This window comes from Streptomyces sp. SS7 (assembly GCF_037993025.1).
Taxonomy (GTDB): domain Bacteria; phylum Actinomycetota; class Actinomycetes; order Streptomycetales; family Streptomycetaceae; genus Streptomyces.
Window position 1 is genome coordinate 539421 of record NZ_CP141223.1, and the last position, 23809, is coordinate 563229.

The 23809-nt window shown below is 72.4% G+C and carries 23 protein-coding genes; 15 read left to right on the top strand and 8 right to left on the bottom strand.

Features of this window, described 5'->3' with window-relative positions:
* Window positions 1–8: 8 nt before the first annotated feature.
* The gene (locus U5640_RS02470) at window positions 9–1373 is read left to right on the top strand and encodes an FAD-dependent oxidoreductase (RefSeq protein ID WP_340374146.1); all 1365 of its coding nucleotides are present in this window, start codon (window positions 9–11) and stop codon (window positions 1371–1373) included.
* Between the two features lie 67 nt (window positions 1374–1440).
* A complete protein-coding gene (locus U5640_RS02475) occupies window positions 1441–2406 on the top strand; it encodes a DUF1152 domain-containing protein (protein ID WP_340374147.1) in 966 nt (321 codons plus the stop codon).
* 22 nt (window positions 2407–2428) lie between these two features.
* Here the strand turns inward: U5640_RS02475 and U5640_RS02480 are convergent, their stop codons facing one another.
* On the bottom strand, window positions 2429–4213 hold the full coding sequence (locus U5640_RS02480; protein ID WP_340374148.1) for a serine/threonine-protein kinase: 1785 nt from the start codon (window positions 4211–4213) through the stop codon (window positions 2429–2431).
* 179 nt (window positions 4214–4392) lie between these two features.
* Between U5640_RS02480 and U5640_RS02485 the strand changes: the two genes are divergently transcribed.
* Window positions 4393–5007 (top strand): hypothetical protein, encoded by a 615-nt coding sequence (locus tag U5640_RS02485; protein ID WP_340374149.1) that lies wholly within the window; start codon window positions 4393–4395, stop codon window positions 5005–5007.
* Between the two features lie 75 nt (window positions 5008–5082).
* Here U5640_RS02485 and U5640_RS02490 read toward each other — a convergent pair whose 3' ends face one another.
* Together U5640_RS02490 and U5640_RS02495 are read right to left on the bottom strand one after the other, a co-directional pair.
* Window positions 5083–5565 (bottom strand): roadblock/LC7 domain-containing protein, encoded by a 483-nt coding sequence (locus tag U5640_RS02490; protein ID WP_340374150.1) that lies wholly within the window; start codon window positions 5563–5565, stop codon window positions 5083–5085.
* A gap of 198 nt (window positions 5566–5763) precedes the next feature.
* A complete protein-coding gene (locus tag U5640_RS02495; protein WP_340374151.1) occupies window positions 5764–6189 on the bottom strand; it encodes an ATP-binding protein in 426 nt (141 codons plus the stop codon).
* Window positions 6190–6383: 194 nt separating this feature from the next.
* Between U5640_RS02495 and U5640_RS02500 the strand changes: the two genes are divergently transcribed.
* The 4 genes from U5640_RS02500 (at window position 6384) to U5640_RS02515 (ending at window position 10926) form a co-directional block, all read left to right on the top strand.
* The gene (locus U5640_RS02500; protein ID WP_340374152.1) at window positions 6384–7151 is read left to right on the top strand and encodes an IclR family transcriptional regulator; all 768 of its coding nucleotides are present in this window, start codon (window positions 6384–6386) and stop codon (window positions 7149–7151) included.
* A gap of 92 nt (window positions 7152–7243) precedes the next feature.
* Window positions 7244–8758 carry a glycerol kinase GlpK gene (glpK, locus tag U5640_RS02505; RefSeq protein WP_340374153.1) on the top strand — a complete coding sequence of 505 codons (1515 nt, stop codon included), beginning with the start codon at window positions 7244–7246 and terminating at the stop codon, window positions 8756–8758.
* A gap of 144 nt (window positions 8759–8902) precedes the next feature.
* Window positions 8903–10132: a SpoIIE family protein phosphatase gene (locus tag U5640_RS02510; protein ID WP_340374154.1), complete on the top strand. Its 1230-nt coding sequence runs from the start codon at window positions 8903–8905 to the stop codon at window positions 10130–10132.
* Between the two features lie 98 nt (window positions 10133–10230).
* A complete protein-coding gene (locus U5640_RS02515; RefSeq protein WP_340374155.1) occupies window positions 10231–10926 on the top strand; it encodes a DUF4389 domain-containing protein in 696 nt (231 codons plus the stop codon).
* 12 nt (window positions 10927–10938) lie between these two features.
* Here the strand turns inward: U5640_RS02515 and U5640_RS02520 are convergent, their stop codons facing one another.
* From U5640_RS02520 to U5640_RS02530, 3 genes are read right to left on the bottom strand one after another with little or no spacing between them, the layout of a single operon-like run.
* Window positions 10939–11772, bottom strand: a complete 834-nt coding sequence (locus tag U5640_RS02520; protein WP_340374156.1) for a carbohydrate ABC transporter permease — start codon at window positions 11770–11772, stop codon at window positions 10939–10941.
* Window positions 11769–12824 (bottom strand): sugar ABC transporter permease, encoded by a 1056-nt coding sequence (locus tag U5640_RS02525; RefSeq protein ID WP_340374157.1) that lies wholly within the window; start codon window positions 12822–12824, stop codon window positions 11769–11771. The genes U5640_RS02520 and U5640_RS02525 overlap by 4 nt, the downstream gene beginning before the upstream one ends.
* Before the next feature lies 1 nt (window position 12825).
* Window positions 12826–14103 carry an extracellular solute-binding protein gene (locus tag U5640_RS02530; RefSeq protein WP_340374158.1) on the bottom strand — a complete coding sequence of 426 codons (1278 nt, stop codon included), beginning with the start codon at window positions 14101–14103 and terminating at the stop codon, window positions 12826–12828.
* Between the two features lie 357 nt (window positions 14104–14460).
* Between U5640_RS02530 and U5640_RS02535 the strand changes: the two genes are divergently transcribed.
* The 6 genes from U5640_RS02535 (at window position 14461) to tgmB (ending at window position 19914) form a co-directional block, all read left to right on the top strand.
* The gene (locus U5640_RS02535) at window positions 14461–15213 is read left to right on the top strand and encodes a DeoR/GlpR family DNA-binding transcription regulator (protein WP_340374159.1); all 753 of its coding nucleotides are present in this window, start codon (window positions 14461–14463) and stop codon (window positions 15211–15213) included.
* Between the two features lie 36 nt (window positions 15214–15249).
* Window positions 15250–16614, top strand: coding sequence for a 6-phospho-beta-glucosidase (locus U5640_RS02540; RefSeq protein ID WP_340374160.1), 1365 nt, complete (start codon window positions 15250–15252; stop codon window positions 16612–16614).
* Between the two features lie 306 nt (window positions 16615–16920).
* Window positions 16921–18135: a hypothetical protein gene (locus tag U5640_RS02545; RefSeq protein ID WP_340374161.1), complete on the top strand. Its 1215-nt coding sequence runs from the start codon at window positions 16921–16923 to the stop codon at window positions 18133–18135.
* An 89-nt stretch (window positions 18136–18224) separates the two neighbouring features.
* Complete coding sequence (locus U5640_RS02550; protein WP_340374162.1) at window positions 18225–18515, top strand: YkvA family protein; 291 nt, start codon at window positions 18225–18227, stop codon at window positions 18513–18515.
* Between the two features lie 204 nt (window positions 18516–18719).
* Entirely contained in the window at window positions 18720–18911 is a 192-nt protein-coding gene (gene tgmA, locus U5640_RS02555; protein WP_055632657.1) for a putative ATP-grasp-modified RiPP, read from the top strand.
* 16 nt (window positions 18912–18927) lie between these two features.
* Window positions 18928–19914, top strand: a complete 987-nt coding sequence (gene tgmB, locus U5640_RS02560; protein WP_340374163.1) for an ATP-grasp ribosomal peptide maturase — start codon at window positions 18928–18930, stop codon at window positions 19912–19914.
* Window positions 19915–19977: 63 nt separating this feature from the next.
* Here tgmB and U5640_RS02565 read toward each other — a convergent pair whose 3' ends face one another.
* Window positions 19978–20208 carry a DUF5133 domain-containing protein gene (locus tag U5640_RS02565; RefSeq protein WP_340374164.1) on the bottom strand — a complete coding sequence of 77 codons (231 nt, stop codon included), beginning with the start codon at window positions 20206–20208 and terminating at the stop codon, window positions 19978–19980.
* A gap of 251 nt (window positions 20209–20459) precedes the next feature.
* Here U5640_RS02565 and U5640_RS02570 point away from each other — a divergent pair, with 251 nt between their 5' ends.
* Window positions 20460–21830 (top strand): diaminopimelate decarboxylase, encoded by a 1371-nt coding sequence (locus tag U5640_RS02570; protein WP_340374165.1) that lies wholly within the window; start codon window positions 20460–20462, stop codon window positions 21828–21830.
* Window positions 21831–21915: 85 nt separating this feature from the next.
* On the top strand, window positions 21916–22815 hold the full coding sequence (locus tag U5640_RS02575; protein WP_340374166.1) for a Gfo/Idh/MocA family oxidoreductase: 900 nt from the start codon (window positions 21916–21918) through the stop codon (window positions 22813–22815).
* Here U5640_RS02575 and U5640_RS02580 read toward each other — a convergent pair whose 3' ends face one another.
* Complete coding sequence (locus tag U5640_RS02580; RefSeq protein ID WP_340374167.1) at window positions 22816–23703, bottom strand: GNAT family N-acetyltransferase; 888 nt, start codon at window positions 23701–23703, stop codon at window positions 22816–22818.
* Between the last annotated feature and the right edge of the window lie 106 nt (window positions 23704–23809).

The following is a 23809-nucleotide window of genomic DNA, read 5'->3' on the forward strand; positions in this document are numbered from 1 at the left end:
ACCTGATCATGCCCCGCCCCCTGCGGGTAGCCATCGTCGGAGCCGGCCCCGCCGGGATCTACGCCGCCGACGCGCTGCTCAAGTCCGATGTGGCCGCCGACCCCGGTGTCTCCATCGACCTCTTCGAGCGGATGCCGGCCCCGTTCGGACTGATCCGCTACGGCGTGGCGCCGGACCACCCCCGGATCAAGGGCATCATCACCGCCCTGCACCAGGTCCTCGACAAGCCGCAGGTCCGCCTGTTCGGCAACGTCGACTACCCGGCCGACATCTCGCTCGACGACCTGCGCGCGTTCTACGACGCCGTGATCTTCTCGACCGGCGCGATGGCCGACCGCGAGATGTCCATACCGGGCATCGAGCTCGACGGCTCCTACGGCGCCGCCGACTTCGTCTCCTGGTACGACGGCCACCCCGACGTGCCGCGCACCTGGCCGCTCCGGGCGGAGAAGGTCGCCGTGCTGGGTGTCGGCAACGTCGCCCTCGACGTCGCCCGCATCCTCGCGAAGACGGCCGACGAGCTGCTGCCGACGGAGATCCCGCCGAACGTGTACGACGGTCTGAAGGCCAACAAGGCGCTGGAGATCCACGTCTTCGGCCGCCGCGGCCCGGCGCAGGCGAAGTTCTCCCCGATGGAGCTGCGGGAGCTGGACCACTCCCCGAACATCGAGGTCGTCGTCGACCCCGAGGACATCGACTACGACGAGGGCTCGATCGCCACCCGGCGCGGCAACAAGCAGGCCGACATGGTCGCCAAGACGCTGGAGAACTGGGCGATCCGCGACACCGGCGACCGCCCGCACAAGCTCTTCCTGCACTTCTTCGAGTCGCCCTCGGAGATCCTCGGCGAGGACGGCAAGGTCGTCGGCCTGCGCACCGAGCGCACCGCCCTCGACGGCACCGGGAACGTCAAGGGCACCGGCGCGTTCAAGGACTGGGACGTCACCGCGGTCTACCGCGCGGTCGGCTACCTCTCCGAGAAGCTGCCCAAGCTGCCCTGGGACATCGACTCGGGCACGGTCCCGGACGAGGGCGGCCGGGTCATCGAGGAGAGCGGCGCGCACCTGCAGTCGGTGTACGTCACCGGCTGGATCCGGCGCGGCCCGATCGGTCTGATCGGCCACACCAAGGGCGACGCCAACGAGACCGTGGCGAACCTGCTGGCCGACCACGCGGGCGGCCGGCTGCACACCCCGTCCTCGCCGGAGCCGGAGGCGGTGGACGCGTTCCTCGCCGAGCGCGCGGTCCGCTTCACCACCTGGGAGGGCTGGTACAAGCTGGACGCCGCGGAGAAGGCGCTGGGCGTGCCGCAGGGCCGTGAGCGCGTGAAGCTCGTCGAGCGCGAGGACATGCTGCGGGAGAGCGGCGCGTAGGCGCCGTCGTGACGGGAACCCCGGGTTCCGGGTGGGCGGCATGATCGCCGCCTGCTAGCTTCCCGGGGTGTTCTCCCTCCACGAGCCTCCCCTGTTCACCCGCCTGCGTGATGCGCGGCGGGTGCTCGTCGCCGGTGCGGGCGGCGGTTTCGACGTGTACGCGGGCCTTCCGCTGGCGCTCGCGCTGCGGTCGGCCGGCAAGGACGTCCACCTGGCGAATCTCTCCTTCACCGAGCTGTACGCCCAGCCCGACGAGGTGTGGCTGGAGCCGGACGTGGCGGCCGTGCGCCCGGACACCCCGGCCCGCGGTGACTACTTCCCCGAGCACGCCCTGGCCCGCTGGCTCGACGGCCAGGGGCTGCCCGCCACCGTGTACGCCTTTCCCCGCACCGGCGTCGCCCCGCTGCGGGACGCCTACCGGGCGCTGGTGGACCGTCTGGGCGGGGTCGACGCGGTCGTCCTCGTGGACGGCGGCACGGACATCCTGATGCGCGGCGACGAGCACGGGCTGGGCACGCCCGAGGAGGACATGGCCAGCCTGGCGGCCGTGCAGGCCCTGGACGGGGTGGAGCACCGGCTGGTGGCGTGCCTGGGCTTCGGCGTGGACGCCTATCACGGCGTCAACCACGCGCTCGTCCTGGAGAACCTGGCCGCGCTCGACCGCGACGGGGCCTACCTCGGCGCGTTCTCCCTGCCCCGGGAGAGCCGTGAGGGGAGCCTGTACCTGGACGCGGTGGCGCACGCCCAGGCCTGCACGCCGGGGCATCCGAGCATCGTCCACGGCTCCGTCGCCGCCGCCGTGCGCGGCGAGTTCGGCGATGTGCGCTTCACCGAGCGCACCCGGGGCAGCGAACTCTTCGTCAATCCGCTGATGTCGGTGTACTTCTGCGTGGACGCGGTCGGTCTGGCCCGCCGCAACCTCTATCTCGACCGTCTCGCGGACACCGTCCTGATGCGGCAGATCAGCACCCGCATCGAGGAGTTCCGCGAAGAACTCCCCGTCCTGCGGCAGCCCCGGGCGTTCCCGCACTGAGGCGGCGGTCCGGGCGCCGGGCTCAGCCGCCGTCGCGCGGGTGGGCCTGGATCACGTTGCCCTTCTGGTCGGCCTCCAGATAGGCGCCGCCGTAGTCGTCGACGAGGTAGATGTTCATCGTCGGCGGGTCGTTGAAGATCGTGGACGCCGGGTTGATCACCAGGTAGCGCATGGTCGGGTGGGGGATGTTGAGCACCTTCTTGGCCTTGGTGAGCAGTCCGGGCACCTTGTCCCAGTCGAAGCTGTCCAGGTCGACCGGGGTCTCGCCGCTGAGCACGGTGCCGCCGGGGCCGTTCTTCACGGCCACGTCCCCGCCCCGGTATTCGTAGCGGTCGTAGAGCTTGGCGTTGCCGGCGACCGGGGCCGCGGCGATGGCGTACTCCGGGTACACCGTGAGGTCGGTGACCTTGGAGCCGCCCATGGCGGCCTTCAGCTTCTTCACGACCGTGCGGACGCCGTCCGCGGAGAGCAGGTCGAGCTGCTGCCCGGACTGTCCGCCGGACGAGGAATCCGTGGAGTCGGAGCCCGTGGAGGAGGAGCCCGGACGGGGGCTCGCGGAGGCGGAGGCGGACGACGAGGAGGACCCGGAGGACCCGGGGGACCCGCCGTCCCCCGCGTCCCGCAGCAAGGGGCTCACGTACCACGCCAGGACGCCGGCCAGGACGGTTCCGGTGACGGCCGAGGCGACCACGAGGGGACGGCCGCGGCGCGGCCGGCGGGGAAGGCCGGAGCCCTGGACCGTGACCGCGCCGGGCGCGGGCGCCGCGGCGGGGAACGGGGCCGGGGTGGGGCCGCCGGCGGGCGGGGCGATCGGGTAGGAGGTCGGCGCGCCGGTGAAGGCGGGGGGCTGCCCGCCGTAGGGCGAGGGGCCGTAACCGGTCGCCGGGCCGAACCCGGCGGGCGGGCCCGGCACGGGGGTGTCGCCGGCAGGCGCACCGAAGGCGCCCGGCGTCGTGTCCGCCGGTGCCTCGCCGGTCACCGCGGCGAGCAGCCGGTCGACCTCCTCGGCCTCGGGGCGGGCCTGCGGGTCGCGCACGAGGAGCGCGGTGAGGAGACCGGCCAGCGGGCCGGCCTGCCGCGGGGGCGGCACGTCCTCGGCGAGTACGGCGGCCAGGGTGGCGAGGGTGCTGGAGCGGCGCAGCGGGTGGTGGCCCTCCACGGCGACGTAGAGCAGCATGCCCAGCGACCAGAGGTCGGCGGAGGGGCCGCCGTCCTTGCCGCTGACGCGCTCCGGTGCCATGAAGTCGGGCGAGCCTATGACGGAGCCGGTGGCGGTGAGGCTGGTGGCCTCGCGCAGGGCGGCGATGCCGAAGTCGGTGAGGACGGGCCGTCCGTCGGGCCGCAGCAGCACGTTGGCCGGCTTCACGTCGCGGTGCTCGATGCCGACGGCGTGCGCGGCGCGCAGCGCGGACAGCACCTCGCGTCCCAGGCGCGCGGCCTCCACCGGGGTCAACGCGCCCTGCTGGAGCCGGTCCTGGAGCGAGCCGCCCGTGACCAGCTCCATCACGATCCAGGGATACGTGTTCTCGCCGCCGTCGACGATGTGGTGGATGGTGACGACATTGGGGTGGTGGACGCGGGCCAGGGCGCGGGCCTCCCGCAGGACGCGCTCCCGGAGGGTGCGGGCGCCCTCGGGGTCGTATTCGGCCAGCGCCGGATCCGGTGGCCGTACCTCTTTCACGGCCACGTCGCGGTGCAGTGCGAGGTCGCGGGCGCGCCACACCCACCCCATGCCTCCGCCTCCGAGCCGGTGCAGCAGCTCGAATCGGCCGTCGATGACGCGTCTGTCGGGTTCCCCGGTGTTCATGGGGGGAGCTTAGGGGTAGACGCGGACAGTGGTGTGTCCGCCAAGGGGGGCACAGCGCGAATGGTCCGCCCCGGCACGGGCATGCTGTGAACGAGGTCACTTCTTCCGGCGGGCCGCCGTGCCGGAACCACTCCGGACTCGTCGCCCTCCCCCCACGATCGCCACGAAGGACATGTGCTTTGGCTCTTACGTACCCTGACGCCCCCTCGGCCCGCCGGCCCGGCCGCTGCTGGACGATCCGCGTGGTCGGGCACCGGGACCGCACCGCCTCGGTCACCTGCTCGTCGGCGTGCGTGATGCCGCCGCGGTCCCGGGACCTCGCGGCGCTGCGCCGCTTCGCGGAGGCCCACGCCGCAGCGCACGCCAGAGCGGCGGCGGTGCATCACGACGCCGCCTGCTGGTGCCGGCGCGAGCGGTGCGCGCTGCACGAGGGCACCCGGGTCAACTGCGCGGGCACGGTCGTCCTCGTGCTGCGGCACGATCCGGCGGTCGCCCAGGTGTGGACGCTCACCGAAGTGTGCTCCGCCTGCGCCCCCTTGATGCCGCACGCGCGGGTGATCAGCCGTGCCGTTCCGCCCCCGCCCCGGGACGGGGAGCGGGAGGGCGAGCGGGAGGGTCACGCCCGTCCCCCTTCGCCCGCACCCGTGCCCGCGTCCCCGACGGTGGCGCCGCCCCGCATGGTCCCCGGCGGCTTCAGCGCTCCCGCGAACCTCGGCCCCGGCCCGGAACGGGTGGGAACCCGCCGCCGTGCCACGACCCGGCGCCGCGGCCGCGCGGAGGGCCCCACCGGCTGAACCGCCTCGGCGGCCGGCGCCACCGCGCCACCCGGCACCCCCGCACGCCCGGTTCCGGCTCTCCGCCCCGCGCGCTCAGGAGCCGTAGCGGGACTGCGGGGGGATGCGCAGGGGCAGGGCGCCCAGGCTGCGGGGCGGGAGGGCGGGGGGCGGCGGCCCGTCGGGAGGGCGGGGGCGGTCGGGGGTGGCGGGCGTCGTCATCAGTTCGGCGATACGGGTCCCGCTGCGCCGCCCTTCGAGATGGAGCCGGCCGACGTTGACCCGGTCGTCCGCGAGCAGTGTGAGGACGGCGGACGGGCCGGCCGCGTAGGTCGCGACGTATCCCCCGGCGCCGCGGACGAGCAGCTCGCGGAACTCCCCGCGCGTCGCGAGGTCGGCCATCCGGCGGCCGACGCCCAGCGCCGCGGCGGTGAGCGCCGCCAGCGCCTCCGCCTCCACGTCGGGCATGTCCCTGGCCAGGACGAGCCCGTCGGCGCTGGCCGCCAGCGCCCCTCTCAGCTGCGGCACGCACGTGCGCAGCCGGTGCAGTTCGTGCAGAACCTCGGCCTCGACGGCCATGACCGTGTCCTTTCGGCGCGTGGGCGGCAGGAGCGGTTCAAGTGCGGGGCGGGGAAGGGTCGTTGCAGCGACCCTGAGCGTGCGGGTGAGACCGAGGTTACGGAAAGTACCGGCCACGGGGGACCGCTTTGGCATTTTCCGCTGGAACATGCTGCCGTCGATCACGCGCGCCGAGGCGCGATCAAGCAGAGCGCCCGTTCACGCGGCGACGAGATCCGCCCACCGGGTGACCCCTCGGGAGTGCACCCGCTTGCCGTGCGCCGCGGCCAGGGCGTGCACGATCTGCTCGCCGCGGCCGTGCTCGTCGGGGTCGATGTCCGCCCGGGCCTGGCCGGGAGCCAGGGCGGGACCGGCGTCGGTGACCTCCACCCGCAGCGTGCCGGGCCCCCTGCCCCGCATCCAGGAGAGCCGCAGCTCCGCCGGGGGCAGGGCGTGCACGATCGCGTTGGTGAGCAGCTCCGACACCACGAGGAGCGAGTCGTCGACGATGTCCTCGGACACCTTCCAGTCGGCGAGGACCTCCCCCACGCGCCGGCGTACGGCTGCGACGGCCCCGGGGACGGGCGGCAGCGGACACACGTGTTCCACTGTCTCCCGGGGCAGTATGCCGAGCTGTACCGCCATCTTCTCTCCTCCGGTGAATGCTGTCTGCCGATACCGGGCACCGGCACCACTGCCGGACCTCAGTGCACGTTAGGGACCGAAGCGGAGAAGGGCAACGAATCCCGGTCGGCATTGCCGAACGCCACCGAGCGGGAGGTGATCGGCGGCCGGGCGCAGCGGGGGCGAACGGCCCACCGCGGTAATAGGCTCGGCTCATGACCGGCCCGGTCCAGTCGATCGAACGGGCGGCGGCGATCCTGCGTCTCCTCGCCGGCGGACCCCGTCGTCTCGGGCTCGGCGAGGTGGCGGCCTCGCTCGGGCTGGCGAAGGGCACCGCCCACGGCATCCTGCGCACCCTGCAGCACGTGGACTTCGTGGAGCAGGACCCCGCCACCGGAAAGTACCAGCTCGGGGCGGCCCTGCTGCACCTCGGCACCAGCTACCTCGACGTCAACGAACTGCGCTCGCGGTCCATCAACTGGGCCGACGCGCTCGCGGCCCGCAGCGGGGAGTCGGTGCGGCTGGGCACCCCCCTGGAGGGCAGGGTCCTGGTCGTCCACCATGTGTTCCGGCCGGACGACACGTTCCAGACCCTGGACGTGGGCTCGCTGCTGCCGCTGCACGCCTCCTCCCTCGGCAAGGTCCTGCTCGCCTTCGGTGCCGCGCCTCTGGACTCGGCCCTGGAAGCGGGGCTGGAGGCCTACACCCGGCACACCCTGGTCGAGCGGGGCCCGCTGGCCCGGGCGCTGGCCGAGACCCGGGAGCGGGGCTGGGCGGACGAGGTGCAGGAGATGAGCATGGGAGAGGCCGGGGTCGCCGCGCCGATCCGCGGGCACGGCGGGCTGGTGGTCGGCGCGATCGGTCTGTCCGGCCAGCTCGAACGGGTCTGCGACAGTCAGGGGCACCCCCGGTCGAACCTGATCAACCTGCTGCGGGAGGCCGCCCGGGCGATCTCCAGGGACCTGGGCGCCGGCCGCTGGTGACCGCGTCCCGCGGCGAAGGGCCCGGAGGCGAAAGCGGTCGGATCCGCAAGCGGTCGGAAAGTCCGTCGAAGAGTCGGAAGGGAGACCCGATCATGGTCGAGCGCTATGTGATGTCCATCGACCAGGGCACCAACTCCACCCGATGCATCCTCTTCGACCACCACGGACGGCTCTCCTCGGTCGCCCAGCGTGAGCACCAGCAGCACTTCCCGCGGCCCGGCTGGGTCGAGCACGACGCCGTCGAGATCTGGCGCAACCTCCAGCGGATCGTCCCCGAGACGCTCTCCGGCGCCGGGGCCGGGGCCGAGGACATCGCCGCGATCGGCCTCGCCAACCAGCGGGAGACCACCGTGGTCTGGGACCGCCGCACGGGCGTCCCGCTGGGCCGGGCGATCGTCTGGCAGGACACCCGCACCGAACCCCTCGTCACCGCCCTGCGGAGCGATCCCGGGGACGAGTTCTTCCTGGAGCGGTGCGGTCTGCCGCCGTCGACCTACTTCTCTGCGCTGCGGCTGAGCTGGCTGTTCGACCACGTCGACGGGCTGCGGCGGCGCGCCGAGAACGGCGAGGTGCTGTGCGGAACGATCGAGAGCTGGCTGATCTGGAACATGACCGGCGGCCCGGACGGCGGGCTGCACATCACCGACGCCACCAACGCCGGCCGCACCATGCTGATGAACATCCGCACCCTCACCTGGGACGAGGAGCTGCTCGCCTTCTTCGGGGTGCCGCGCCCCATGCTGCCCGAGATCCGCTCCTCCGCCGAGCACTACGGCACCGCCCGGTCGCTGCTGCCCGGCGTGCGGATCACGGCCGCCCTCGGCGACCAGCAGGCCGCCCTGTTCGGCCAGACCTGTTTCTCCCCGGGCGAGGCGAAATGCACGTACGGCACGGGCAGCTTCCTGCTGCTCAACACCGGCGGCGACCTGGTGCGGTCCCGGCACGGCCTGCTCACCACCGTCGCCTACAAGATCGGGGAGCAACCGCCGGTGTACGCCCTGGAGGGCTCCATCGCCGTCACCGGCTCGCTGGTGCAGTGGTTCCGCGACCGGCTGGGGCTGATCAGCAGCGCGCCGGAGATCGAGACGCTCGCCCGCACGGTCGAGGACAACGGCGGCTGCTACATCGTCCCCGCCTTCTCCGGGCTGTTCGCGCCGCACTGGCGCAGCGACGCGCGCGGGGTCATGGTAGGTCTGACCTCGTACATCACCAAGGGCCATCTGGCCCGGGCGGTGCTGGAGGCCACCGGCTGGCAGACCCGGGAGGTGGTGGACGCCATGAACGCCGACTCCTCGGTGCCCCTGAAGCAGCTCAAGGTGGACGGCGGGATGACGGCCGACAACCTGCTGATGCAGTTCGTGGCGGACGTCCTCGACGTGCCCGTGGTACGGCCCATGGTCGCCGAGACGGTCTCCCTCGGCGCGGCCTACGCCGCCGGGCTCGCCGTCGGCTACTGGCCCGATCTGGAGGGACTGCGCCGCAACTGGCACCGGGCGGCCCAGTGGATCCCGGACATGGACCCGGCGCGGCGCGAGGCGGAGTACGAGAACTGGAAGCGAGCCGTCGAACGGTCACTCGGCTGGGTGAAACCGCCGAGGCCGCCGTGACCGGAGCGGTCCTCGCCCCCGCCACGGTGCCGCCGGCGGACGGCGTCCGCGCGCCGGACTCGTCGTCGGACTGACTGGGCCGGGTCCGCGCTCCTATCGTGGAACGGCGACATCGACGCCCGGCGCGAACCAGACAGGCAGGACATGAGGAAACCGCAGATCGACTACACGGCGGTGTTCCGGGCCCTGCCCGGCATGGTGGCCCTGCTCACCCCGGAGCTCGTCTACGCCGATGCCAACGACGACTTCGTACGGCTGTCCGGGCGCACGCGTGAGCAGCTGGTGGGCCGCTACATCTTCGACGTCTTCCCCGAGAACCCCAACGATCCGGCGGCGGCCGGCCGGCAGGAGACCGAGACGTCGATGCTGCGCACGGTGGCCACCGGCGAGCGGGACACGATGGCGCTGCTGCGCTACGACATCGAGGACCCCGACCGGCCCGGTCAGTGGCGGGAGCACTTCTGGAGCCCGGTCAACGCGCCCGTCCTCGCCCCCGACGGGCAGGTGGAGCTGATCGTGCACCGGGTGGAGGAGGTCACCGAGCTGATCCGGGCCTTCGGCGGGCCGGGCGACGACAGCCGGGCCCGGGTGCTGGAGGCCGAGCTGTACACCCGTGCGCGGGAGCTCCAGCAGGTCAACGAGCGGCTGCGCCGGGCGCACGCCCATGAGCGCGAGGTCGCCCTGGCGCTCCAGGCGGCGATGCTGCCGGCGCCGGGCCCGACCGGGGAGCACGCGGCGGCGGTGCGCTACCGGCCCGCGATCGGGGCGCTGAACGTGTGCGGCGACTGGTACGACCTCGCCGATCTGCCGGACGGGAACCTCGCGGTCGCGGTCGGTGACGTCGTCGGACACGGTCTGGCCGCGGCCTGTGTCATGGGGCAGCTGCGCAGCGCGCTGAGCGCGGCCTGCCGGGTGGCCGACGGTCCGGGCCAGGCCCTGGAGGCCCTCGGTCTGTACGCCCGCTCGGTCGAAGGCGCCGAGTCCACCACGGTCGTGTCGACGTTCATCGACTGGGCCGAGCGGACCGTGACCTACAGCAGCGCGGGCCATCCGCCCCCGGCGCTGCTGGACCCCGACGGCACGGTCCGCTTCCTCGACGAGGCCACCGACCCGCCGCTCGCGGCCCGTCCCCGGCACCTCGCGCGCCCGCAGGCCCGTACGTCCTTCACGGAGGGCTCCACGCTCGTGCTGTACACCGACGGGCTGATCGAACGCCGTACGGAGGACATCGACACCGGTCTCGACCGGCTGGCCGACTCCCTGGTCCGGCACCGCAAGGACGACCCCGAGCAGCTCGCCGACGCCCTCCTCGCGGATCTCCTCCCGGCGACCGGCAACACCGACGACACCGCCCTGATCGTCATCCGCCTCTGATCCCCGCGCTGCCCCCGATGGCCCCGCGCCCCTGCGCCATGGGGCCACAGGGGGCAGAGTGGAAGGAGAAGCACAGGTGACATCAGGAGGCGGGAGCAATGACGCATCCCCTGCCCGCGCCGGTCCGGGTGACCGCACGGCTCGACGCGCCCCTGTCGCGCTGGCTGTGGCTGGTGAAGTGGATCCTGGTCATCCCGCACGTCGTGGTGCTGTTCTTCCTGTGGATCGCGTTCACGGTGGTCGGGGTGATCGCCTTCTTCGCGATCCTGTTCACCGAGCGCTACCCGCGGGCCCTGTTCGACTTCAACCTCGGTGTGCTGCGCTGGAGCTGGCGGGTCACCTACTACGCGTACGGGGCCCTGGCCACCGACCGCTACCCGCCGTTCAGCCTGGGCGAGGAGCCCTCCTACCCGGCCCGGCTGGACGTCGTCTATCCCGAGCGGCTCTCCCGCGGCCTGGTCCTGGTGAAGTGGTGGCTGCTGGCCATTCCGCACTACGTCGTCGTGGGCTTCTTCGTCGGCAGCTGGGGGTACGGCTGGTGGAACGGCGGTCTGGTGACCGTGCTGGCGATCATCGCCGCCGTGGTCCTGCTCTTCACCGAGAAGTACCCGCGGGACCTGTTCGACCTGATCACCGGGCTGAACCGCTGGGTCCTGCGGGTCGCCGCGTACGTCACCCTGATGACGGACGTCTATCCCCCGTTCCGTCTCGACATGGGCGGTCCGGACCCCGACCCCGGCCCCGGGCCCGAGCCCGGCCCCCAGCCGTCGACCCGGACCGGGCCGCCCTGGTGACCGCCCCGCACCTCAGCGCAGGGCCCCCTTGGTCGCGTCGGCGATGAACCCGCGGGCGAAGAAGGTGAACACCATCACCAGCGGGATGACCGACAGCAGGACCCCGGACATCACCATGCTGTAGTCGGTGGAGTGCCCGGCGTACAGCTGGGCGAGCGCCACCTGGAGGGTGAGCTTGTCCGGGTTGACCAGCATCACCAACGGCAGGATGTAGTCGTTCCAGGCGCCGATGAAAGTGTAGATGCCGAGGAACGCCAGCGCCGGACGGACGCACGGCAGCACCACGTGCCAGTACTGGCGGAAGAACCCCGCGCCCTCGATCCGGGCGGCGTCGAGGAGTTCGTCCGGGACGCTGGTGGAGGTGTACTGCCGCATCCAGAAGATGCCGAAGGCGTTGGCCGCGGCGGGCACGATCAGCGCCTTCAGGGTGCCCAGCCAGCCCAGCTGCACCATGATCTCGTACTGCGGGATGATCGCGAGCTGGGTCGGCAGGATGTACATCGACAGGAGCACGCCGAAGAGGAACTTCTTCGCGGGGAACTCGTACTTGGCGAAGGCGAAGGCGGCCAGCGAGTCGAAGAACAGCACCAGTACGGTCGTGGAGACCGCGACGATCATGGTGTTGGCCAGTGACCCGAAGAAGTCCATCTTGGCGAACAGGTGCCGCAGATTGGTGAGCAGGTTGTCGCCGAACCAGAGCTTCGGCGGGTAGCGGTAGATGTCCTGCGAGGTGTTGGTCGCCATGACGACGATCCAGTAGAACGGGAAGACCGAGACGACGACACCGGTCATCAGGATCGTGTGGACACCGAGGCCCCTGAGGCGCTTGCGGTTCAAGGCGTTCATGGCCGTCGCTCCTTACGCTGCACCAGGCGCCAGTTGACGAGCACGATGAGCAGGATCAGCAGGAAGAAGGCCCAGACGATCGCGGCGCCGTAGCCGAAGTCGTTGTTGTCGAAGGCCTGGTGGTAGAAGTACAGCAGCGTGGTCAGGCCCGCCTGGCCCGGTCCGCCGGAGTTGGGGTTGGTGGCCGCGTCGCTGCCGAACAGCACCTGGGGTTCGGTGAAGCTCTGCAGCCCGGTGACGGTGGAGATCACGACGGTGAACAGGATGATCGGCCGCAGCAGCGGGATCGTGAGGGAGAAGAAGATCCGCACCGGGCCCGCGCCGTCCATCCGGGCCGCCTCGTAGAGCTCCGAGGGGATCGCCTGGAGGCCGGCCAGATAGATGATCGCGTTGTAGCCGGTCCACTGCCAGGTCATCAGCGCCGCGATCACCAGCTTGATCGTCCACTCGTTGCTCATCCAGGGCACGGCCGACAGGTGCAGGCCCCTGAGGATGGCGTTGATCAGACCGAAGTTGTTGCTGAAGACCGCGCCGAAGAAGATCGCGATGGCCACCAGCGAGGTGATGCTGGGGATGAACAGACAGACCCGGTAGAACGCGGTGAACCGCTTGGTGGAGTTGACCAGGACCGCGAGGACCAGGGCCATGAAGAGCATGGGCACGGTCGACAGCACCCAGATGATCAGGGTGTTGCGGATCGACATCCAGAACACCGGGTCGTCCCACAGGAAGCGGAACTGCTGGAAGCCGACGAACTGCATCTGCCCGATGCCGTCCCACTTCTGGAACGCCAGGTACACGGTGTAGAGCACCGGGAAGAGCATGAAGACCGAGAAGATCAGGTAGTACGGCGAGATCGCGAGGTACTGCGGCCAGTGCCTGAGGACCCGTCGGCTCGGCCCGGGCCGGGCCCCGGCCGACACCGGCCGGATCCGGGGGGCGCGCCGCCCCGGACCGCGGGAGGGGTCCGGAGCGGGCTGCCCGAGGAGGCCGGTGGCGGGTCCGGAGGTCGGTCCGGTGGGTGCCGGACCGGCTACCGGGCTTGACGACATGTCACTTCACTCCCTGCCGCTGAGCGATCTGCTTGGCCTGGCTGACCGCGTCCTTCCAGGCCTCGTCCGGGTCCTTGCCCTTGGCCTCGATGCTGGTCAGCTCGGCGTAGTAGGGCGCGGAGACCGCCGCGTCGGCCGGGGCCTCGTAGGCGGCGGGGATCTTCTGGGCCGCCGGGCCGAAGATCTCGATGGTCTTCTGACCGCCGAAGAAGGCGTCCCCGCCGGTGAGCGCGGGCAGCTTGTACGCGGCCGGTGCGGTCGGGAAGAGGGCGGCGTCGGTGAAGCCGCGGGCCTGGTTCTCGGGGCTGAGGATCCAGCTGATGATCTTGAAGGCTTCCTCGGGGTTGCCGCTGGTCGCAGGGATGGCGAGGAAGGACCCGCCGAGGTTGGACGGTCCGCCGGGCAGGCTCGCCACCCGCCACTTGCCCTTGGTGCCGGGGGCGGCGTTGCTGATGTCGAGGGCGTGCCAGGCGGCGCCGATCTCGGTGCCGAGGGTGCCGTTGCCGATGGCGGCGTTCCAGGTGTTGTCGTTGATCTTGGCGTCGATGCCGAGGGTGTAGGGCTTCACGGCGGTGGTCCAGGCGGTGCGGATGTGGTCCTGGTCGCCGATGAACTTGTTGTCCTCGTCGATGAAGCGCCGGGTGCCCTGGCCGACGATCATCGAGAACACGGAGCCGATGTTGTTGATCAGGAAGGTCTTGGGCACGGCCTTGTGCAGTTCGACGCCGGCCTTGAAGTAGTCGTCCCAGGTGGACAGTTGGGCGGAGACCTGGGTGGGGTCGGTGGGCAGGCCCGCCTTGGCGAAGAGGTCCTCGCGGTAGAACGTGGCGCAGGGGCCGATGTCGATGGGGAAGCCGATGAGCTTGCCGTCCTGGGTGGTGGCCTGCTTCAGCTTCCACGCCAGGTAGTCCGGGGTCAGCTTCTTCGCGCCGACCGTGTTCAGGTCGACGAACCGGTTGGCGTTGGGCAGGAAGGAGGCGATGTCCTCGCCCTTGATGCCGGTGATGTCGGGGGCGGTCTGCGCGGAGCGCAGTCCGGTGAGCAGCTTGGTCTTGAAGTCGCCGCCGACCACGGAGGTCTTCAGGGTGATGTCGGAGAAGTGGGTCTTGGCGTCCGCCACGACCTTGTCGCTCAGTCCGCCGGCCCAGTACCAGAACGTCAGGTTCTTGCTGTCCTTGCTGCCGCTCGACGCCGAGCCGCCGCCGCACGCTGCGGTGGCGCCGGCCGCGGCGGCCGTCAGTACGGCGGCCTGAAGGAATCGTCTGCGGGAAAGGTCCACGATCTTCTCCTAGATCTCGGCGGTTTCGGCGTGTCCGGCATGTCCGGCAGGACCTGTGGGTCGGGGTCCGCGGTGGGGCGCGGCGGGGAGGCCGGGTGGCTGAAGAGCATCGGCGTGGGTGGAACCCTTCAGCCACCCGGGGTGTACGACCTGGTCCTCTCAGACGGTGCCGACGCGTCCGGGACGGCGGAATACGCCGTTCATCCGCTTCGGCCGACCGGAGTGGGGCCCGGGCCTGCTCCGAATTACGCAAGAGAGTGCACCCGGTGAGCGGGTTTGACAAGGGTCAAGCGAATATCGAGACATTCATGCGCGACTTTGCTTGAGTTTGGCGAGTTCACGAGTATGGTCTGCCGCATGCTCCCTGACCGAAGACATCAGCTGATCCTTCGTTCCCTGCGTGCGGACGGGCCGACCTCGGTGTCCGTCCTGGCCGAGAGGGTCGGGGCGAGCCAGGCCACGATCCGCCGTGACCTCGCACAACTGGAGGACGAGGGCCTGCTCAAACGGGTCTACGGCGGCGCCGCGCCCGTGGTGGGCGAGGACGATCCGTTCGCCGACGTCGCCGGGATCCGGGTCGAGGCCAAGGACGCCCTGGCGGCCTGGTGCGCAAACCTCGTCAAGGACGGTGAGACCGTGCTGCTCGACATCGGCACCACGGCCCACCGGGTGGCCCGGCATCTGCACGGCCGGTCCCTCACCGTGATCACCAGCAACCTGGCGGTGTACGAGGAGCTCCAGGACGACAAGGACGTCCAGCTGATCCTGCTCGGCGGCGTGGTCCGGCGGGACTACCGCTCGCTGGTCGGCTTCCTCACCGAGGACAACCTGCGCCAGGTCCACGCCGACCGGCTGTTCCTCGGGACCAGCGGGGTCCGCCCCGACGGCCAGGTGCTGGACACCACCGCCGTCGAGGTGCCGGTCAAGCGGGCGATGATCGCCGCGAGCGCCCAGGTGGTCCTGGTGGCGGACGCCGGCAAGTTCCCCGGCACCGGGATGGCCCGGGTGTGCGGACCGGAGGACCTCGACGTCGTGGTGACCAACGCGCCGGGCGAGGAGAAGACCTGCGCACGGCTGCGCGAGGCGGGGGTCGAGGTGGTCGAGGTATGAGCAAGGTGATCCACGGATGAACGAGGTGGTCGGCGTATGAGACTCACGATCCTGGGCGGCGGCGGCTTCCGCGTCCCGCTGGTCTACCGGGCGCTGCTGGGCGACCGCGGCGCGGGGCGCGTCACCGACGTGACCCTGTACGACCTGGACGCCTCCCGGCTGGCCATCATCCGCAAGGTCCTCGCCGACCAGGCGGCCGGGCATCCCGACCCGCCCACCGTGACGGTCACCACCGACCTCGACGAGGCGGTCACCGGAACCGACTTCGTCTTCTCCGCCATCCGCGTCGGCGGACTCGCCGGCCGGGCGGCGGACGAGCGCATCGCCCTGGAGGAGGGCGTCCTCGGCCAGGAGACCGTCGGCGCCGGCGGCATCTCCTTCGGGCTGCGCACGGTCCCCGTGGCCGTGGCGATCGCCCGCCGGGTCGCCGCGCTGGCCCCCGATGCCTGGGTCATCAACTTCACCAACCCCGCCGGGCTGGTCACCGAGGCGATGACCGCGCACCTCGGCGACCGGGTGATCGGGATCTGCGACTCGCCCGTGGGCCTCGGCCGCCGGGTCGCCGGCGCGCTCGGCGTCGAACCGGCCCGCGTCCGCCTCGACTACGTCGGGCTCAACCATCTGGGCTGGCTGCGCGGGCTGTACGCCGAGGGCCGCGACCTGCTGCCGTCCCTGCTCGCCGACGACGGCGCCCTCACCTCGTTCGAGGAGGGCCGGCTCTTCGGCGCCGACCTGCTGCGCACCCTGGGCGCGCTGCCCAACGAGTACCTGCACTACTACTACTTCAGCCGCGAGTCGGTCAGTTCGGCCCGGGCCGCCGAGCAGACCCGGGGCGCCTTCCTCCACTCCCAGCAGCAGCGCTTCTACGACGCCCTGGCCCTGACCCCGCCCCCGGGCCGGCCGGCGGCGCGCGCCGCCTGGGACGCCTGGGACGCGACCCGGCTGGAGCGCGAGACGACCTACATGGCCGAGAACCGCGAGGCCGTCGGCATGGGCGAGCGGGACTCCTGCGACCTGGAGTCCGGCGGATACGAGCAGGTCGCCCTGGCCCTGATGCGCGCCATCGCGCTGGACGAGCGGGCGACGCTCATCCTCAACGTGCGCAATCGCGGACGGATCCCCGTCCTGGACGACGACGCCGTCGTGGAGGTGCCCTGCCATGTCGACGCCAACGGCGCCCACCCCATCGCCGGGGCCGCGCTGCCCGACCACGGCACGGGGCTGGTGTGCTCGGTCAAGGCCGTCGAACGGGCGGTGATCCACGCCGCGACGGCCGGTGAGCGCGAGCACGCGGTGCGGGCCCTGACCATCCACCCGCTGATCGACTCGTACGCCGTCGCCAGGCGTCTGCTGGACGCCTACCAGCGGCACTTCCCGGAACTGGCCTACCTGGGCGGCTGAGCGACCGCGGCGGCCAGGGCCCGCCCCGACGCGGATGACGGGCGAGTCCTGGCCGCCGAGAGCGATTCTCGGGGCGCGGCACGGTGTGCCCACCGGTGTGCGCGGGGCGGCCCTGGTGAACGGCGGCCACCCCGTGCGCCCGGCGCACACCCCGTACGCGGCTGCGGGGCGAGGAGTGACGGCGTGTCGGGCGGGGAAGGCGTGACGTCAGCAGGCCGGGCCCCGGCCCCGCGTGATCAAGCACACCCCGTGGCGCGCGATACTGGGCTCGGCCCATCGCCCTCGTCGACCGCTCACGAACGGATCATGCACATCTCCGCGACCGCCCCGCCCACCACCCCCTCCACGGTCTGGCTCGGCCGTGGCCGCCACACCGGTCCCACGGCACCGGAGGTCCTGCGCACCCGTCTCGGGGCGCTCAAGGACGGCGAGAGGCTCCAGGACTTCCGGGAGCTGCCCGACAGCGAGACCGCCGAGGGCGAGTCGGCCTTCGAGGCGCGCTGGCAGGTACCCGACAACATTACCGTGCGGGCCCGGCTGAAACTGTCGGAGTGGTCGGGCCGGGGCCAGGAGTGGACGCTGGTCGCCGAGGCCGAGCGGCCCTGGGACCTGCGCTGGCCGTCGCCCGCCGAGGTGTTCTGGCCGTGGGAGACGGACACCGCCTGGGGCCAGGAGACCGTGGCCGGCCAGCGGTTCCTCGACGCCAACCCGCTGCCCGCCGACGACAGGGACCTGCGCCGCGTCCTGCGGTCCGCCCTGCGCGACACCTGGACCGTCGACGTCGTCGTCCACGAGGCGATGACGCCGGACGACCGGGGCCGGCGTTCGCTGGTCTCCCTGCTGCCCCCGGGCCTGCACCACCGGGTGGTGGAGCACCGGGCGGCGCCGCACCAGCTGCGGACCGTGAACTGGGCGCTGAAGGACTTCGGCGTGGAGGTGCCGCGCGGCGGGGCGCTGGTCCTGCCCGGCAGCCCCGCCCCGGACGGCTACGACGCCGGGTCCTTCGCGGTGCGCAGCGTCTTCCTCGACGGCTCGCACCCCACGGAGGTGCTGGACGCCGTACGCCGCTACGTCGCGCTGCCCGCGCCCCTGCCGGAGGGCGGCGACGCCGCGCTCACCCTGCTCCGGGAGAAGTGGCAGCTGTTCACCCTGGAGGAGGAACTCGCCCGGGAGCGCGAGCTGGTGGCCATGTACAAGGAGGCCCTGGAGGCGATGACCGAGTCCCGGGACCTGTACCGGGAGGCCGCCGAGCAGGCCCACGAGGCGCTGGCCGCGTACCGTGAGGCGGCGGCCGAGGCGGGCGTCGAGCCACAGCGTCCCGCGCCGGCGAAGAAGGGCGGCTCGCCGTTCCAGCAGTGGGGCCGCACCCTGGAGCGGCTCAAGGAGAGCACGATGGGCCTGCGCCCGGCGTCGGCCACGGTACCGGCCCCGGCGTCGTCCCGGGACGGCGAGGACGGCAGGGGCACAGGCTCCGCCGACTCCGCCGACCCGACCGGGGAAGCCTTCCGACGTGTGAGGTAATCCCGCCGGAAAAGGGGAATTCGGAAACCGAAATCGGGGAAATCGAAACAAGGGCGGCACACCGCGCGACGGACCCGGAGGGAGGGCCCGTGGACACGACCACCACGCTCCTCGTCGTCGCCGCGGTACTCGCGGCGACCCTGCTCGTCTGCGCCGCCGCGGTGCTGGTGCGGCTGGTCCGCACCCGCCGGGACCTCAGACGCGCCGGCCTGCCCACCGGGCCGCGCTGGATCTTCTGGGGCGCGGTCCTGTACTTCGTGCTACCGACCGACCTCCTGCCCGACCCGGTCTACCTCGATGACATCGGTGTCCTGCTGCTCGCCCTGCGCTCCCTGCGCCGTCTCCCCGACCCGGCGGCAACCCCAACTGACCGTATTTGAAGACGTTTTCCCCCCCGGTTCGACGCATCTCCCCTGCTCCGCGCCCTGTTGGGACCCCGACTCGCCGATGATCACGGAGAGTAAGGAAACCAACCACCCGTTCGATTCGTATAAGTGACTGAAGGTCGCACCTAACGCAGCGGGCCCGAGTGACGTCGCACAGCGGCACCGCTTGATCGAGGCAGTTCCGACGAGGGAGAGAACATGCAACCGTTCGCGCTCAACTACGCACGCCCTGCGGCGGAGTTGGAGTTTGCAACTCCGTACGCCTATGACCCCGGACTGCAGTTGAACGTACTCCTCGACGGCCGGGTCGCCGCACGCGACCACGCCCTGCTCAGAGAACTGGGGACCACCACCTCCACCGCGGGTTCCAAGACCCACTTCGACGACTGAGCACGGGCCGCGCAACATGACCGTGCTCATCCTGACCTGCGAAGAGGACGTCACGGCGGACATGGTGGTCGTGCACCTGAACGCCGCGGGCGTCCCGGTCGTCCGGCTCGACCCGGCCGATCTGACCAGCACCGTCGCCCTGTCGGGCGAGTTCGTCCACGGTGCGTTCCGGGGCCATCTGTCCTCGGCCGGCCGACTGGTGAGCCTGGACGGACTGCGGTCCGTGTGGGTGCGCCGGCCGGGCGCCGCGGCGGCGCGGGCGGCCCAGCCGTCCGCGTGGCTCACGGAAGAGGCCTCGCAGGCCCTCTACGGCATGCTCCGGGGCACCGGAGTGCGCTGGATGAACCACCCGGACGCGTCCGCGCGCGCCCGGCACAAGCCGTGGCAGCTGCGGCTGGCGCAGCGCAGCGGGCTGCCCGTGCCCGCGACCCTCATCACGACCTTCCCGCAGGCCGCGCGGGATTTCGCGGAGCGCTACCCGGACCTGGTGGTCAAGCCGGTGTCCGGGGCGCATCCGCAGGACCCGCCGCGCGCGGTGCCCACCACCCGGGTACCGCCCGGCGCCGACTTCGCGGCCGTGGCCTACGGTCCGACCCTGCTGCAACGCCGCGTCGCCAAAAGGGCGGACATCCGGCTGACCGCGGTGGGCGAGCGGCTCCTCGCCGCCCGCAAGGACACGGCCCCGGACACCGATCCGGACGTGGTGGACGTGCGCTACGCGCCCTCGACCACGCCGTGGCGCCCCGCCGACGTACCTCCCCGGCTGGCGGACGCCGTACGGACGTATCTGCGCGAGGCGGAACTGGCCTACGGCGCCTTCGACTTCGCGGAGGACTCGGACGGCACCTGGTGGTTCCTGGAGTGCAACCAGTCGGGGCAGTTCGGTTTCGTGGAGGTGGACACCGGTCAGCCGATCGCGCGCACCATCGCGGAGTGGCTGGCCGGTCCGGCCCCGCGGCCGGGCCCCCGGTCCGCCGACCGCTGCGGTTCGGCGGTCTCCTGAGCAGACCCCGGAACGCACCCGCGGGGCCGGGACCCCACCGGGTCCCGGCCCCGCGGTCACCGCTCAGACGGCGAGCGGCAACCCCCTGTCGGTCGTGGCCCGGGACTCCAGCAGGGAGTCCGCCGCGGCCACCGCCTCCCGGACGTCGGACGTGCCCATCAGCACACAGAGCGTGTAGGTCACGTCATGCAGTTCACGGGCCGTCTCCGGCCGCTCCTGCTCCGCCTGAGCGATCCTCAGCGTCGCGTACCGGGTCAGCAACGTCCTGGCGACCTTGGGGTCGGGAACGATCACGAGCGCCCCTCTCTACGGTTGTTGCGCTGCGTGTGCCCGGACCTGGGCGATTCATGCACACGAGGCACACACGTCACCCTCCGGGGGCACGATCGCGCCACGCGGTTCGTGCCGTACGTAACGCCGGGGTGCACGCTGAGTCACGCGCGTCCCGAGACCCCGCACGGAAAACGACGCAGAGGACACCCGTACGGCCCTTCGGGGGTGACCCTGGAGGTGTCGCACCCCCCCGCCGCGAAGGAGCCCCGGACGTGTCATTCTCCACCGACAAGGTCGCGCGCGCCGTACGGCAGGCGGTCACCGACGGGCTGCTGGCCGAGGACCGGCCCGTGGCCGGCCTCCTCGACGTCGGGGGCGTGCGCGAGAGCGTCGCCGCGCTCCGGGGGGCGTTCGCGGGGGTGCCGGAGGTGCTGCACGCCTTCGCCGCCAAGGCCTGCCCGCTGGTGCCGGTGCTGCGGCTGCTCGCCGACGCCGGTCTGGGCTGCGAGGTGGCGAGCCCCGGGGAGCTGCGGCTGGCGCTGGACGCGGGGTTCGCGCCGGAGCGGATCGTGCTGGACTCCCCCGCCAAGACCCGCGGCGAGATCCGCGAGGCGCTCGATCTCGGTGTCGCGCTGAACGCGGACAACCTCGGCGAGCTGGACCGGATCGGCGCGCTGCGCCCCGGACACTGCTCCTCCGTGCTGGGGCTGCGGGTGAATCCGCAGGTGGGCGGCGGTTCGATCGGGGCGATGAGCACCGCGACCGCCCACTCCAAGTTCGGTGTGGCCCTGCGCGACCCCGGGGCCCGGGAGCGGGTCGTCGAGGCGTTCGTACACCGTCCGTGGCTGACGCGGCTGCACGCGCACGTCGGCTCCCAGGGCTGCCCGCTGCCGCTGATCGCCGAGGGGCTCGCGGCGCTGCACGGGCTGGCCGGGGAGATCGACGCGCGCGCCGGCCGCCGTCAGGTCACCAGCCTCGACCTGGGCGGCGGGCTGCCGGTGAACTTCGCCGACGACTCCGTGACACCGACCTACGCCGCGTACGTGGCGGCGCTCACCGCCGCGGAGCCCGCCCTGCTGGACGGCCGCTACGCGGTGGTGACCGAGTTCGGCCGCTCCCTGCTCGCCAAGAACGGGGTCACGGCCGCCCGCGTCGAGTACGTGAAGGAGGCGGGCGGCCGCCGGATCGCGCTCACCCACGCGGGCGCCCAGGTGGCGACCCGGACGGTGTTCATGCCGGCGTCCTGGCCGCTGCGGGTCAGCGCGTACGGCCCCGACGGCACGCCCAAGCGGGGCCCGCTGACGCCGTACGACATCGCCGGGCCGCTCTGCTTCGCCGGGGACGTCGTCGCCCACGCGCACCCGCTGCCCGAACTCGCCGAAGGCGACCTGGTCGTGCTGCACGACACCGGGGCGTACTACTTCTCGGCGCCCTGGGCGTACAACAGCCTGCCCCGCCCGGCCGTCTACGGCTGCCTCTTCGAGAACGAGGGCGGGGAGAGCGCACGGGACGGCCGCCGGGGCGCCGGCGTCCTGTTCGCCACCGTCCGCGCCGCCCAGTCGGCCCGGGAGATCTCCCTGGAGAACGGCGCGGACCGGGCCGACGCCCTGCTGACGGGCTTCGCCGCGCGCCCTCGCGGCTGAACCGGGGGGTGTCCCCGGGCCGGATCGATGTGCGAAGCTCGCCCGTGTTCGACACGGCTTCGCACAAGCAGGGGAGATTCAGCGTATGCGCATCGGTCTGCTCGGTACCGGTCCGTGGGCCCAGATGGTGTACGGCCCCGTCCTCGCCGCCCACGACGACCTGGACTTCACCGGGGTGTGGGGCCGCCGCCCCGAGGCCGCCAAGGAACTGGCGGACCGTCACGGCACCCGCGCCTACGACGACGTCGACGCGCTCCTGGAGGACGTGGACGCGGTCGCCGTGGCGCTGCCGCCGGACGTCCAGGCGGAGCTGGCGGTGCGGGCCGCACGGGCGGGCCGGCACCTCCTGCTGGACAAGCCGGTCGCCACCACCGCTGCCGGGGCCCGGGCCGTGGTCGCGGCGGCCGAGGAGGCACAGGTCGCCTCGGTGGTCTTCTTCACCTCCCGGTACCTGACCGAGACCGCCGACTGGACAGCGGCGCAGAAGCGGGCGGGAGGCTGGTTCACCGGGCACGCCCGCTGGCTGGGCTCGGTGTTCGCCGAGGACGGCGACAGTCAGTTCGCCACGCCCTGGCGGCGAGCGAAGGGCGCCCTGTGGGACGTGGGCCCGCACGCCCTGTCGGTGCTGCTGCCGGTCCTCGGTGACGTCCGCCGGGTGAGTGCCGCCGCACCCGGCCCCCGGGACACCGTCCACCTGGTCCTGGAGCACGCCGGAGGCGCCTCCAGCACCGTGACGCTCAGTCTGACCGCCCCGCCCGCGGCGTCCGGGGCGGCCGTCGAACTGTACGGCGACAGCGGTGTCGTCCGGCTGCCCGAGCCGGCCGGCAGCGCCGCCGACGCGCTGACCCGGGCCGCGGGGGAGCTCCTCGCCGCGGCCCGGGACGGGCGTGCGCACCCGTGCGACGCCGCCTTCGGACTGCGGGTCACCGAGATCCTCGCCGATGCCGAGGCCCTGCTGGGCCCGGGCACCGGCGAGCCGCGCTGATCAGCTCGGTGTGAAGTTGGCCCGCTCCCTCACCACGGGGTAGCCCGCCGTGGCGAAGTGGGCCGCCATGGGGAAGTTGCCCTGGTCCGTGGCCGCGGCGATGAACTGCGCGCCCCGCTCGACGAGGTAGTGGGTGCAGTCGGCGAGCAGGTCGTAGGCGTAGCCGTGGCCGCGGTGCTCGGGCAGGACGCCGATGAAGCCGACGCAGGGCCCGGAGGGGTTGTGGGCCGGGATGTGGATCCCGGCGAGGTCGCCCTCGGGGGTGCGGGCGACCTGCCACCACGCGCGCGGGGACGGGCACCAGCGGAAGAAGTCCATCTCCTCCTGGGCGGCCTGGTCCGGACCGCCCTCCGCGACGGCCCTGCGGGCGTGGGCGTCGAGGGTGACGGAGTGGATGCGGCGCAGGGCGTCGAAGAACACCGCGTCGTCGGGTTCGGGAGCGAAAGCGAGCCGGCCGGGGCGCTCGGGGAGTCCGCACGGCGGCGTCCAGCGGTAGACGAAGCGCTCCACGAGCAGGCTCTGGCCGGCCGCGCGGGCGGCGGCGTACCGCGCCTCGACGGCGGCCCGCAGGGCGGGGTCCTCGCGCCAGCCGCCGGGCAGGGCCAGTTCCAGGCCGACCTGCCAGGGCGCGGTGCGCAGGAGTTCGGCGCCCGCCTCCTCCTCGCCGTCGGCGAAGTCGAACCACTCGACGGTGACCGGTTCGCCGTCGTCGGGCCCGCCCCACCAGGCGGCTCGGGCGACGACCCGGCCGTCGCGCAGGGCCACCCGCCTCCAGTGCGGACGGTAGGTGGCGTTGCGGAACGTCTCGGCGTTGCCGAGCGGGTCGGGCAGGGTGTCGAAGAGATGGGTGTCGCGCTCGTCGAGCGCGCGGATGACCAGATCGGTCACGGGGATTCCTCCGGGATGCGGATGACGTGAGTCGCTCCCGGGCGTCGGACGAGGGTCAGACGCGGCACGCCGGGGTCACGGAACGGGAGCGCGGGACGCGTGAGAG

What these genes read in the sequence shown, in the direction of transcription:
- U5640_RS02470 (WP_340374146.1), top strand. Translation starts at nt 9, where the DNA reads ATGCCCCGCCCCCTGCGGGTAGCCATCGTCGGAGCCGGCCCCGCCGGG.
- U5640_RS02480 (WP_340374148.1), bottom strand. Translation starts at nt 4,213, where the DNA reads ATGAACACCGGGGAACCCGACAGACGCGTCATCGACGGCCGATTCGAG.
- U5640_RS02490 (WP_340374150.1), bottom strand. Translation starts at nt 5,565, where the DNA reads ATGGCCGTCGAGGCCGAGGTTCTGCACGAACTGCACCGGCTGCGCACG.
- U5640_RS02495 (WP_340374151.1), bottom strand. Translation starts at nt 6,189, where the DNA reads ATGGCGGTACAGCTCGGCATACTGCCCCGGGAGACAGTGGAACACGTG.
- U5640_RS02500 (WP_340374152.1), top strand. Translation starts at nt 6,384, where the DNA reads ATGACCGGCCCGGTCCAGTCGATCGAACGGGCGGCGGCGATCCTGCGT.
- glpK (WP_340374153.1), top strand. Translation starts at nt 7,244, where the DNA reads ATGGTCGAGCGCTATGTGATGTCCATCGACCAGGGCACCAACTCCACC.
- U5640_RS02510 (WP_340374154.1), top strand. Translation starts at nt 8,903, where the DNA reads ATGAGGAAACCGCAGATCGACTACACGGCGGTGTTCCGGGCCCTGCCC.
- U5640_RS02515 (WP_340374155.1), top strand. Translation starts at nt 10,231, where the DNA reads ATGACGCATCCCCTGCCCGCGCCGGTCCGGGTGACCGCACGGCTCGAC.
- U5640_RS02520 (WP_340374156.1), bottom strand. Translation starts at nt 11,772, where the DNA reads ATGAACGCCTTGAACCGCAAGCGCCTCAGGGGCCTCGGTGTCCACACG.
- U5640_RS02525 (WP_340374157.1), bottom strand. Translation starts at nt 12,824, where the DNA reads ATGTCGTCAAGCCCGGTAGCCGGTCCGGCACCCACCGGACCGACCTCC.
- U5640_RS02535 (WP_340374159.1), top strand. Translation starts at nt 14,461, where the DNA reads ATGCTCCCTGACCGAAGACATCAGCTGATCCTTCGTTCCCTGCGTGCG.
- U5640_RS02540 (WP_340374160.1), top strand. Translation starts at nt 15,250, where the DNA reads ATGAGACTCACGATCCTGGGCGGCGGCGGCTTCCGCGTCCCGCTGGTC.
- U5640_RS02545 (WP_340374161.1), top strand. Translation starts at nt 16,921, where the DNA reads ATGCACATCTCCGCGACCGCCCCGCCCACCACCCCCTCCACGGTCTGG.
- tgmA (WP_055632657.1), top strand. Translation starts at nt 18,720, where the DNA reads ATGCAACCGTTCGCGCTCAACTACGCACGCCCTGCGGCGGAGTTGGAG.
- tgmB (WP_340374163.1), top strand. Translation starts at nt 18,928, where the DNA reads ATGACCGTGCTCATCCTGACCTGCGAAGAGGACGTCACGGCGGACATG.
- U5640_RS02575 (WP_340374166.1), top strand. Translation starts at nt 21,916, where the DNA reads ATGCGCATCGGTCTGCTCGGTACCGGTCCGTGGGCCCAGATGGTGTAC.